Origin of the sequence: Rhizobium aouanii, from assembly GCF_037002925.1 — a bacterium.
GTDB lineage: Bacteria > Pseudomonadota > Alphaproteobacteria > Rhizobiales > Rhizobiaceae > Rhizobium > Rhizobium aouanii.
Window position 1 is genome coordinate 41,462 of the sequence record NZ_JBAMYD010000014.1, and the last position, 12,222, is coordinate 53,683.

At 62.7% G+C, this 12,222-nt stretch carries 8 protein-coding genes; 6 read left to right on the forward strand and 2 right to left on the reverse strand.

What is annotated here, in order from left to right:
* Positions 1-348 carry a response regulator gene (locus V8P77_RS23350; protein WP_335914463.1) on the reverse strand — a complete coding sequence of 116 codons (348 nt, stop codon included), beginning with the start codon at positions 346-348 and terminating at the stop codon, positions 1-3.
* 379 nt (positions 349-727) lie between these two features.
* Between V8P77_RS23350 and V8P77_RS23355 the strand changes: the two genes are divergently transcribed.
* A complete protein-coding gene (locus tag V8P77_RS23355) occupies positions 728-2,374 on the forward strand; it encodes an ATP-binding protein (protein WP_335914464.1) in 1,647 nt (548 codons plus the stop codon).
* A gap of 40 nt (positions 2,375-2,414) precedes the next feature.
* On the opposite strand, the gene V8P77_RS23360 is transcribed toward V8P77_RS23355, so the two are convergent.
* Positions 2,415-2,729, reverse strand: coding sequence for a DUF1236 domain-containing protein (locus tag V8P77_RS23360; protein WP_335914465.1), 315 nt, complete (start codon positions 2,727-2,729; stop codon positions 2,415-2,417).
* Between the two features lie 325 nt (positions 2,730-3,054).
* Between V8P77_RS23360 and bcsN the strand changes: the two genes are divergently transcribed.
* From bcsN to V8P77_RS23385, 5 genes are all read left to right on the forward strand, one after another.
* Positions 3,055-4,032 (forward strand): cellulose biosynthesis protein BcsN, encoded by a 978-nt coding sequence (gene bcsN, locus V8P77_RS23365; protein ID WP_335914466.1) that lies wholly within the window; start codon positions 3,055-3,057, stop codon positions 4,030-4,032.
* A 171-nt stretch (positions 4,033-4,203) separates the two neighbouring features.
* A complete protein-coding gene (bcsA, locus tag V8P77_RS23370; RefSeq protein WP_335914467.1) occupies positions 4,204-6,396 on the forward strand; it encodes a UDP-forming cellulose synthase catalytic subunit in 2,193 nt (730 codons plus the stop codon).
* The gene (locus V8P77_RS23375) at positions 6,393-8,789 is read left to right on the forward strand and encodes a cellulose biosynthesis cyclic di-GMP-binding regulatory protein BcsB (RefSeq protein WP_335914468.1); all 2,397 of its coding nucleotides are present in this window, start codon (positions 6,393-6,395) and stop codon (positions 8,787-8,789) included. Before bcsA ends, V8P77_RS23375 begins: the two co-directional genes overlap by 4 nt.
* A complete protein-coding gene (locus V8P77_RS23380) occupies positions 8,786-9,832 on the forward strand; it encodes a family 8 glycosyl hydrolase (protein WP_335914469.1) in 1,047 nt (348 codons plus the stop codon). The genes V8P77_RS23375 and V8P77_RS23380 overlap by 4 nt, the downstream gene beginning before the upstream one ends.
* Positions 9,829-12,189: a tetratricopeptide repeat protein gene (locus V8P77_RS23385; RefSeq protein ID WP_335914470.1), complete on the forward strand. Its 2,361-nt coding sequence runs from the start codon at positions 9,829-9,831 to the stop codon at positions 12,187-12,189. Before V8P77_RS23380 ends, V8P77_RS23385 begins: the two co-directional genes overlap by 4 nt.
* Positions 12,190-12,222: the final 33 nt, after the last annotated feature.

A 12,222-nucleotide genomic window follows, 5' to 3' on the forward strand; every position in this document is an offset into this window, starting at 1 on the left:
TCAGGCTGCGGTCAGCCGCTTCATTGCCTGTTCGAGTTCGCTGAGCTGGAAGGGTTTTTGCAGCACGGGCAGCGTGCTTGGGCTGCTGCCATCAGGCGGCGTGCCGTATCCCGTTGCATAGAGATAGGGTTTTCCGCGTTCGTCGAGCAGCTTTGCGACCGGCAGGGAACTCTGTCCGGCAAGCGAGACGTCGAGAATTGCAGCGTCGAACTCCGTATCCCTGGCGGTGGCCAGCGCCCGTTCCAGATCGGGTGCGCTCGCGCAGACCCGGTAGCCCAGATCGGCGAGCATGTCCTCGAGCAGCATGGCAATCAGCGCGTCGTCTTCGACGATGAATATGTCTTTCATGATCCCGTCCACCCATTGCCCCCTTGCTAAAGCATGTCGCGCAAAAGTGCGCGGCGGTTTTGCGATAACGACATGCGTAAAAACAAAGACCTAAAGCGCGAGGAGCGAATCTGAAAGATCGCGACGCGCTTTAGGCATGGAGATTTATGTGGACTGCTTGCACGGCTCGTCAAGACGTCATGGCCGGCAGTGCGAGAAACAGCATATTGCCGGTTGAAATTCGATGTGCAAAAGCTGGAAGTGCCGTCTCCGCAACGGCTCCTGCATAATTCCTTAAATCGGAATCGATTTATGGAAAAAATTATGCATCAATTCAATGCGTTACAGCGTCATTTGCCGCTCTCGAAAAGACGCGCGGCGCTGTAAGAAGGGGTGTCGAATGGATTTGCTGAGTGCCACGGATTGGCTGCGTCACAGGCCAGGTTATACATATCCGCTGGCCATTGCCTTTGTTGGCCTGACGTTTCTTCTGAGGCTTGCCGCCAGCGACACTCTCTCCGGGTTTCCCTTCCTGAGCTTTCTTCCGGCGATATTGCTCGCGAGTTTCATAGGCGGCGCCGGGCCGGGCGTTGTCGCGACCTTGGTTGCCGGTTTCATTGTCCAGCAGTTTTTCGTCGAGCCGTATGGTGTTTTCTGGCCAGCCACCGCCGGCCAATGGGTCGGTCTTTCCACCTATCTCATCAATGCGGTGATTACCGTCGGCCTGATGGAGATGATCATCATTGCCCATGGCAGGCAGAGCCGCCTCCGCAGCGAGCTCAACAGCTTCAACACGCGCCTCGAACAGACAGTGGCCCAGCGCACTGCCGAGCTCAGGCACGAGATGGAGGAGAATGCCGCCGCTCAAGCGCAGGTCCGCCAGTTGCAGAAGATGGAAACGATCGGCCAACTGACCGGCGGTGTCGCCCATGATTTCAACAACATGCTGGCAATCATCATCGGCAACCTCGATCTCGCCCAACGGCGCCTGACCGGCAGCGAGGATCCTCGCCTGCTATATTCCATCCAGAATGCCAGAGATGGTGCGCAGAGAGCGGCGGTGCTGACCGCGCGTCTTCTCGCCTTCTCGCGCCAGCAGCCGCTCGCCCCGGAGGTGATCGACCTCAACAAGCTGGTCGGCGGCATGTCCGAGTTGCTGCGGCGCACGCTCGGCGAGCACATCCGGATCGAGACGGTGCTTGCCGGCGGCCTTTGGCCGAGCTTTGCCGATTTGAGCCAGCTCGAGAATGCCATCTTGAACCTTGCCGTCAATGCCCGCGACGCCATGCCCGGCGGTGGAAATCTGACGATCGAGACCGCCAATACAGAACTCGACGAGCGATATTCGCGCATGCATTCGGAGGTCGAAGCAGGTCAATATGTGATGATCAGCATCACCGACACCGGCACCGGCATGTCGCCGGAGGTGATCGAACGCGCATTCGACCCGTTCTACACGACCAAGGGGCCTGGCAAAGGCACAGGTCTCGGCCTCAGCCAAGTCTACGGCTACATCAAGCAGAGCGGCGGCCACATCAAGATCTATTCAGAGATCGACAGGGGCACGACGTTGAAGATCTATCTTCCCCGTCATGTCGGCGCGACGGATGCCCGGTTGAACGTCGCCGGCGCCCAGCCGCTTCCCCAGGGCAGCGTCAAAGATACGATCCTGGTGGTGGAGGACGATGAGAACGTCCGCACCATGACTGCCGAAAGCCTGCATGAACTCGGTTACACCGTGTTGCAGGCCGCTAGCGGCATGGAGGCGCTTATGCTTCTGGAGCAGAATGCGGCAGTCGACCTGATCTTCACCGATATCGTCATGCCGCAGATGAGCGGACGCCAGCTTGCCGATATCGTCCAGGAAAAATGGCCGACGATACGGATCCTCTACACGACGGGTTACACCCGCAATGCCATCGTCCACAATGGCGTGCTTGATCACGGCGTTTCCCTGCTTGCCAAGCCCTTCAGCCTGGAGCAGCTCGCTCATAAGATCCGCGAGCTTCTGAATGTCGCGGTGAGGGTGGGAGACGAGCGGACGTGAAGCCGGAATACGGCCGCACGTCCGCAATTCTGTGTCAGCGTTATTCCAAGACCTGGATGATGCGATGCGTCTTCGGTTCGACGATCACGCGCCGCTCGTTGACGACCGTATAGCCATAGCCGTCGATATTTGGCACGGTATGCACTTCGACGGTATCGGGCAGCGTCGCCCCGACCGCTATATCGCCGTCATAGACGACGGATGGCGTGTTCTGCTCCATCACATAGGTGCGCACCTCGCCGGGCAATACGGCGGAGCCGGTCGGTGCGGGATCGGTGACGATGACGCTGCTCTGCGCGAAGGCGGCGGAACTGATGGTCAGCATGGCGGCCGCAGCCAGCATGGTCTTGCGCATGGGATTTCTCCTTTTCCTACCTGAGACATCAAGGCAACGCTGGCCATGCGGCATAGTTCCCCGCGGGCTTTTCGCGACAGCAGTAACAGACGCAAGGAGAGCATTTAAGTTGTTACTAAATTAATTTTTGCATCATACGGTTGAGCTGTCTGAACAGCGTTCGAAAAGAGTGAAGATGGTGATGTTAGAGCTCGCTTGTTTACTTTTCGCTAACCATGTTGGACGTTTATTCTGAACGGACGACCAACCGGTCGTTGATTCGACGATCCGTCGCGTTTCGGCTTGCGAATGGATCTCTAGAAAGACGATTGCGGCGGCTCGATACATGCGCTTGCGAAAGACGATATTGCTGGTGGCCGTGGGGGGCATGATGGCCGGCTGCACATCGACAGGCGGTGTGCGCCAGCCTTCCGCGCCGGAAACCGTGGCGCCTGAAAAGGCGCTGGTCCTGCCGCCGCCGGGCGGCCCGTCGATCGTCAGCGTCGTCGAGCGCAAACGTGGCAACGGCGTCGAGCAGACGATCTCGCTGTTTACCTCATCCTCCGTGCCCGGTCAGAATTCCCTGAAGGTCCAGTTCTTCGGCGGTTCCGGAGCCAATCCCGGCGCCGGCAATGCCGGCTTCAGCATGATCAACGAGAGCGGTATTGCCCGCGAGGTGGCCCGTTCGGCCCCAGGCGTGCCGATGGCGACCTCGGCGACCTTCCTGCAGAACGCCTATGGTCCTTTCGGCTATGCCTCCGGCCGAAGTCGTGCCGGCGACACCTGCCTCTATGCCTGGCAGCAGATCCGCTCGAGCACCAACGCCAATACCCAGGCGCGTAATTTCGGCATGATCCAGCTGCGCCTGCGCCTTTGCGATGCGAGAGCGAGCGAGCGCCAGCTGCTTGGCATCGTCTATGGCTACACCGTCACCGGCACCTTCGACGGCGAGATCTGGAACCCTTACGGCAGTCCGCCGCCCGCCGACGTGGCGCTCGGGCGCACCGGCGCACCGATCTATCCCGACGAAGGCGGTTATCGCGCCGGCCCGATGCCGATCGGCTACGAGCCGGCGCCTGCCATTGTCACCCGGCCGCGCGCCGCCGCTCGCAGCGCCTCGACCGCGCAACCGGCTCAAGGCGTCGCAGCGGTGCCGGCACCCATCGGCCCGCGCGTGCCGCTGCCGGGCGAGGCGCCCCAGACGAGAGCAAGGCCGGCTGCGGCCGCTGCGCCAATCGAACAATCGGTAAGGGCGATCGGCGTCACCGTGCCTTCGCCGGACTGCATAGGCGACGCGGCCATGACGGCCGCCTGCCGGAGATAGAGCATGATGCCGAAAAGTGTGAGCGGTTTTCGGACGACATCATGCTCTAACTCTTTAATTTAGAACAGGATTCAGATTTTAGGCCGACCCAGCCTAAAATCATCCTGTTCTAGTGAGCATGCCCGCGGGCGCCGGATGGTGCCCCGGTTGAGCAATTTCGAAGGAGCGCCGATGCGCAAAGCCCGCAGTGTCTTTATATGGGCCGTGGTTTCGCTCTGTATGATCGTGCTGATCACGCTGCCGGTCAACCTGCAGACCCAGCTCATCACCGCCATCACGGTCGTGACCGTGATGGCGGTCATCAAAATTCTGAAGGGCGAGGGGACATGGCGCCTGGTGGCGCTCGCCTTCGGCACGTCGATTGTGCTGCGTTATGTTTACTGGCGCACCACCAATACGCTGCCGCCCCTGAACCAGCCTGAGAATTTCATTCCCGGCCTGCTGCTCTATCTTGCCGAAATGTATAGCGTCGCGATGCTGGCGCTCAGCCTGTTCATTGTTGCCACACCGTTGCCGTCGCGCCCCTCGCGTGCCGCCAATCCCGGGCGCCTTCCTCATGTCGACGTCTTCGTGCCATCCTACAATGAGGATGCCGGTCTGCTGGGAAACACGCTGGCCGCCGCCAAGGCCATGGATTATCCGGCCGAGAAGCTGCATGTCTGGCTGCTCGACGACGGCGCCACCTTGCAGAAGCGCAACTCCGGCAAGCTGCTCGAAGCCCAGGCGGCTGCTGCCCGCCATATCGAGCTGAAGCAGCTCTGCGACGATCTCGACGTCCACTACCTCACGCGCGACCGCAACGAGCACGCCAAGGCCGGCAATCTCAACAACGGCATGAAACATTCGACCGGCGAACTCATAGCCGTCTTCGATGCCGACCACGCGCCGGCCCGCGATTTCCTCCTCGAGACCGTCGGTTACTTCGAAGACGATCCGAAGCTCTTCCTCGTCCAGACCCCGCACTTCTTCATCAATCCCGATCCGCTGGAGCGCAACCTGCGCACCTTCGACAAGATGCCGAGCGAGAACGAGATGTTCTACGGCATCATCCAGCGTGGCCTCGACAAATGGAATGCCGCCTTCTTCTGCGGCTCGGCCGCCGTTTTGAGCCGCAGGGCGCTCGAATCCCAGAATGGCTTCAGCGGCATCAGCATCACCGAGGATTGCGAGACGGCGCTGGCGCTCCATGGTAGCGGCTGGAACAGCATCTATGTCGACAAGCCGCTGATCGCAGGCCTGCAGCCAGCCACCTTCGCAAGCTTCATCGGCCAGCGCAGCCGCTGGGCTCAGGGCATGATGCAGATCCTGCGTTTCCGCTTTCCGCTTCTGAAGCGCGGCCTGACGATCCCGCAGCGCTTCTGCTATATGTCCTCCACGCTGTTCTGGCTCTTCCCGTTCCCGCGAACGATCTTCCTGTTTGCGCCGCTCTTCTACCTGTTCTTCGACCTGGAAATCTTCACAGCCTCGGGCGGCGAGTTCCTCGCCTACACGTTTGCCTATATGCTCGTGAATCTGATGATGCAGAATTACCTCTACGGGTCGTTCCGCTGGCCCTGGATTTCAGAGCTCTACGAATATGTTCAGACCGTGCATCTGCTGCCGGCAGTCGTCTCCGTCATGCTCAATCCGAGGAAGCCGACCTTCAAAGTCACCGCCAAGGACGAATCGATCGCCGTCAGCCGTCTGTCGGAAATCAGCCGTCCGTTCTTCGTCATCTTTGCGGTGCAGATCGTCGCGCTCATCATCACCATCTACAAGATTTATGCCGAGCCCTATAAGGCCGACGTCACGCTCGTCGTCGGCGGCTGGAACGTTATCAACCTGATTATGGCCGGTTGCGCGCTGGGCGTCGTCTCGGAGCGCGGCGAGCGCGCCTTGTCCCGCCGCGTCCGCGTCAACCGGCGCTGCGAATTCGGCGCCAACGGCAAGTGGTACGCGGCCTCGATCGAGGACGTTTCCGTCCACGGTGCTAGGCTTCACATCTTCAACAAGCAGCTCGACGAGATGCTGGTTGGCGCACTCGGAGAGATCCGCTTCCGCCCCTATAGCGGCGCGGAACTGGAAACCCTGCCGCTCATCGTCCGCAACATCGAGCCGTCGGGCGATATCAGCAATGTCGGCTGCCAGTACGCGCCGAAAAGCGCGCTCGACCATCGCCTGATCGCCGACCTGATGTTTGCCAATTCCGATCAGTGGACAGAGTTCCAGGCCTCGCGCCGTCGCAATCCGGGCCTGATCCGCGGCACCATCTGGTTCCTTGGCCTGTCGCTCTACCAGACGAGCCGCGGCCTCATTTACTTCTTCCGCAGCATGCGGCCGGAGCGAGAAGCCCAGCAGAAGGCGGCAAAGGTCAACGCCGGATGAGAAAGATCGTGGCTGCCTCGCTTCTCCTGCTGAATGCCTCCGCCGTCGCCCAGGCGCAGACGGCGCCCTTCGACATGTCCGGCGAGCGGCCGGCTGGTGCGTCCCTTACCCCGAGATTGACGTCGCCTACGCCGCCCGCAACCCCGGCCGCACCTGTTCCTCCGACGATCACCGTCCAGCCGCAACCGGCGGCGCCCCCGCTCCAGCCAGCCGCGGCGGCAAATACCGCTGCGCCGCCGCGCTCCGGCGATGTCCGTCGCTATGTCGTGCCCTTTTCGAAACTTGGTCTCGGCGGCGAATACGATCGCCGGTCATGGTCGGTCTATCTGACGCCGGAACAGGCGGCGGCCAAGGCAAACTTCACCTTCGCCTACCAGAATGCGATCGTCGTCGCGCCTGAGGCCTCGGCGCTGACCGTCTATCTCAACAACCGCCCGATCGGCCAGCAGCGTGTCGGCTCGCCGGATGGCCCGTCGGCCGTCACCTTCGAGGTTCCGGCCGGTTTGCTGCAGCCTGGCGCCAATCTTGTCACCTTTGAAGCCAACCAGCGCCACCGCACCGATTGCAGCATCCAGTCCACTTATGAGCTGTGGTCGAACATTGATCCGGCCGTAACCTATCTGAGCTTTGCCGGCAGCGATGCCGCCCAGCTGTCGAGCGCCGATGCAATCCGCGCCATCGGCGTTGACGGCGCTGGCAAGACCGAGTTCGACATCGTCGTCCCGGCACTGGAGCAGCCGGGAACCACCAAGCCGCTGTTGCGACTGGCGCAGGGCCTGTCGGTGCTGAGCAGTATGCCGAACCAGATCTTTGCCTTCAGCACCACCTCGCTTCCGGCCGTCAGGCCCGGCAAGCTTAGCGTGCTGGTCGGTACCGCAGCGGAATTGCGGCCGCTCTTTCCCGGCCTGCCGCCCGGTGCCGAAAGCGCGGCATTCGCCGCTTTCGCCACCGATCCGCGCAGCGGCTCGCCGGTGCTTCTGATCAGCGGCCCCTCCTGGCAGGCGGTCTCCTCGGCGATCGATACCATCGTCTCACCGACGGACCGGTCCTCGGATATCCGCCGCGACGTGTTGACCACCGAGCGCTGGAGCGCGCCGAACGCGCCGCTGGTCTTTTCCGATACGAACATCGCCTTGTCTCAACTCGGCGTGAAGACCACCGAATTCTCCGGCCGGCGGCTGCGGACCAGTTTCAATATCGCCGTGCCTGCCGATTTTTATGCCAATGCCTATGGCGAAGCGAAGGTGCTGCTCGACGCCGCCTATACCGATAACGTGATGCCCGGCAGCCACATCGATATCTACGTCAACGACAACATCGCCTCCACCGTGCCGATCACCACGACATCAGGCGGCATTCTCCGTCATCTGCCGATCCGCGTGACGATGCGGCACTTCAAGCCCGGTCTTAATTCGGTGGCGATCGAGGCGATCCTGATGACCAAGGATGATGCGGCTTGCGCGCCGGGCGCGACCGCGGGCGCCACCCCGCGCTTTGCCCTGTTCGATACGTCCGAACTGCAGATTCCGGATTTCGCCCGCGTCGGTCAGCGTCCGAACCTGGCCGCAATGGCCGGCACCGCTTATCCCTACGGTCGGGCCACGGAGCCGACGCCGCTCTTCATCGACCGCGTCGATGCCGATACGCTTTCGGCAGCCGCCACGCTGCTCGGTCAGATGGCGATCACCGCCGGCCATCCGATCGACGTCGAAACCGTCGCCTCGCCGAATATGATCGGCGATCGCGACGCCATCTTCATCGGCTCCGTCTCGCAGATGCCGGCAACCGCGTTGACGCAGACCAATATCGCCACGGCGAGCCAGGCCTCGTGGCGTCCCGTTGCGGATACGCAGGCGGGCGTCGTCGATACCGGTACGGCCTTCGAGGAGTGGAATTCCAAGGTCAGCGGCGGTGTCTTGCGCAACCGGATCACCGCCTTCCGCGAGTGGGTGTCGCGTAATTTCGATATCTCCCGCAGTTCGCTGCAATTCGTGCCCGGCGCGGAGGAGGTTTTCACGCCGTCCAATGTCGACACGATCTTGGTTGCCCAGGGCTCCAGCCCTGCCGGAGCCGGTGCATGGACGGTGGTAACGGCGCCGTCGGCAAAGGATTTGCGCGAAGGGCTGGAGGTTCTGACCGCGCAGCCGAACTGGCCAAAGATATCAGGCCACATCACCACCTATTCGAGCAAGACAGGCAAGATCGAGACCGTGCCCGTCACCCGTTTCGATTTTGTGCCGTCCACACCCTGGTCGATCTCCAATTACCGCCTGATCGCCGCCAACTGGCTGTCGACGAATATCCTCTCCTATGCCTCCCTGCTGGTCGTCTTCGTGCTGCTGATCGGGGTCACTACGTCAAGCATGCTCAGAAGACTGGGGCGGTCGAAATGAGGCGGTGGCGCGCACTCCTGCTTGCGGCATCGGTCGCGCTCGCTCCCGGGGGAGCGCCCGCCGTTGCGCAGCAGGCGATGATCAATGCCGGCGCATGGTCGGCCTACAAGGCGAAGTTTCTCGATGCGACCGGCCGCATCATCGATAACGGCAACGGCAATATCAGCCACAGCGAAGGGCAGGGCTATGGCATGCTGCTCGCCTATCTCGCAGCCAGCCCTGCCGACTTCGAACAGATCTGGTATTTTACCCGCACCGAGCTGCTGCTGCGCGACGATGGCCTGGCAGTCTGGAAGTGGGATCCGAACGGCAAGCCGCACGTCACGGACACCAACAACGCCTCCGATGGCGACATGCTGATCGCCTATGCGCTGGCGCTTGCCGGCACGGCGTGGAAACGCAACGACTATATCCTTGCCGCCTCCCGAATGGCGCAAGCGCTGCTTGCCGAAACCGTGGTGCACTCGGCTGGCCACACACTCCTGTTGCCAGGGAGTGAGGGTTTTGCCGCTACCGACCGTGAGGACGGCCCCGTCGTCAACCCGTCCTACTGGATTTACGAGGCGATCCCGGTGATGGCGGCGCTCGCTCCGTCGGATGCCTGGCAAAAACTGTCGGACGATGGCCTAGCGCTGTTGAAGACGATGCAGTTCGGCCCGCGCAAGCTTCCCGCCGAATGGGTCAGTCTCAACGGCCAGCCGCAGCCAGCTGAGGGTTTCGACGCCGAGTTTGCCTATAACGCCATTCGCATCCCGCTTTATCTCGCTCGTGGCGGTGTCACCGACAAGGCGCTGCTGACCCGCCTGCAACAAGGGATGTCGCAAGACGGCGTTCCCGCGACCATCGATCTGACTACCGGCCGGCCGAAGGCCGTGTTGTCGGATCCCGGTTATCGAATTGTTAACGATGTTGTGGCCTGTGTAGTCGATGGGACCAAGCTGCCGGTCTCGGCCCTGCAATTTGCGCCCGCACTCTATTATCCGTCCACGCTTCAGCTGCTGGGGCTGGCCTATATCGGGGAGAAGCATCCGGGGTGTCTGTGAAGTCTTCTCTCTTAGCGGTTTCAGCGGCAGTCGTGGTGGCGACCCTCGTCACCGGGCTGAAAGATCGTGCCGCTCTGCAGGAAAAGTTCGGCCTTGGGGCCGCCGGCAAGCCGGCGCCGGAGCTGATGATGATGGGCCGCATCAAGCCGACCGATGCTCCTGCCGGCAATCCCGAATTCAATGCGCAACTCGTCGCCGACAAGATAGAGGCGATCACTTCCCCGCCGCCAGCACCGGACAGGTCCGAGCCGGATGCCGCTGCGTCGCAGCCTGCGGCACCTCGGACGGCTGCTCCGCCGGCTCAGACGGTCGCCCACCCGGCACCAGTCACACCCCCCATCGTTTCCGAGCCGCCGGCACCACAGCAGGCGGCCGCGGCGCCGCAGCCTGCCGTCGATGAAAGTGCGCTTCGTTATTTCGCCAGCCGCGGCGACAAGGTGCGCCTGCAGGCCGAAATCTCCCGCCTTCAGGCGCTCTATCCGAACTGGGTTCCGCCAGCCGATCCGCTCGCCGTGCCGCAGAATGGCGACAAGCAGCTCGAGGCCATGTGGCAGCTCTATTCGGATGGCCGCTATGCGGAGCTGCGCAAGGCCGTCGCCGACCGCCAGGCAGCCGATGCAGGGTGGCAGCCGCCGGCCGATCTGCTCGACCGGCTTGACGTCGCCGAGGCCCGTGCCCGCCTCCTCAATGCTTCGGACCTCAAGCAATATGCGACTGTGGTCGATATCGCTGCCGCAACACCGAGCCTGCTCACCTGCAGCGAGATCGATGTTCTCTGGCGCGTCGCCGAAGCCTTCATCCAGACGGAGAGGGCGCAGCGCGGCCAGGACGCCTACACCTATATCCTGAAGAACTGCACCAATCCGGCCGAGCGGCAGGCGACGGTCGAGAAGGCTTCGACGCTGCTTGCCTACCAGCCGATGCAGGCGCTGCTCGCGCTGGAGAGGCCTGCCGCCGACGGCAGCAAGGAATTCGATGCGATTCGCGACAACCTCGCCCGACGCTTCATGGCCGAGGGCGATGACGATCCTAATCTCGCCATCGCGCCCGATTATATCGCCCGCCTCGAAAGACTCGCCGAGACGGAGGGGCTTGCCTCCGATGCGCTGCTGCTCGGCTGGTACCAGCTTCGCCGCAACAATGATGCCGATGCCGAAAAATGGTTCCGTGCCGCCCGAGCCAAGCAGGATTCGGCGGCCGCTTCGCAGGGGCTGGCGCTGGCGCTGATCGCCCGCAAGGCGCCTGAGGAAGCCGAGGACGTGATGTTCCGCTGGCGCGCCAATTCCGACGATGCAACTGCCACCTATCTCGCCGCCACCGCCAACTTGATGGCGTTGCAGCCGCCAGCCGATCTGGCCGAAGAGGTGCTGCATCGCATCGCCACCGAGGTCATCGCCCGGAAATATGTGCCGACCGCGCAGCAGTTCGGCTGGTATGCCCGCTCCCTCAACCAGTTCCAGACCGCCGCGCGCTGGTTCGAGACGGCGCTTGCCTGGAAACCCGACGACGAACCGTCCGCCTATGGCCTTGTCATTACCCGTGAGCAATTGAGCGACCGCAAGGGCGTGCTCGACCTCCAGCGTGCCTGGGCCGGCCGGTCGAGCCGGATCACCAATCTCCAAGACACGTCCTCCCTGATGCCGAATGCCGTCACGCCGCCGCCGGCGAAGGGCGGGCTTGTCGCACAGCAACCGGCCCAACCGACGCAGCGTCCTCCGGCCGAGCCGCTCCCGGCAGAGCGCCGCGTGACCCTGCAGCCGGGTGCGGAAGTGGTCGTTCGTGCGGCGAGACCGGCGATGGAGACGATGACCGTCCCGCGCGGCCCGCGTCAGACGCGCGGCTGCTCGACGACAATCGATGCGGGGCAGCTTAAGCCGGCCGACGCGTTGTCGCGCGGCTGGTGCCTGATGGATATCAACCGGCCGATGGAGGCGATCTCGGCCTTCGAGGCCGCATTGCAGAGCCCGGCCCGCAAGGTCCGTGAAGACGCAGCCTATGGCCAGAGCCTTGCCTATCTCCGCGCCGGCCTCTCCGGCAATGCCGCCGTCGCGGCCACCAAGGCGCCGCAGAACCGCCAGCGGGCCGCCGAGCTTCAGGTGGCGATCCTCGCCGACCGTGCGCTTTCAGCCTTCGACGCCGGACGTTACCGCGAAACCCTCATCTATCTCGACCAGCGTGCCCAGCTGCAGCAGGAACGCATCGACCTGATGGTTCTGCGCGGCTACTGCTACCTCAATCTCAAAATGTACGGCGATGCGACGCGTATCTTCGAAGCCGCTGCCGCGACCGGCAGCCGCGACGCCGCCCGTGGTCTTGCCGACGTCCGCAACGTCACGCATCCAGACACCAACAACTGACGTTGACGCCGCTTCCGCTCTCCGCTACTCGCC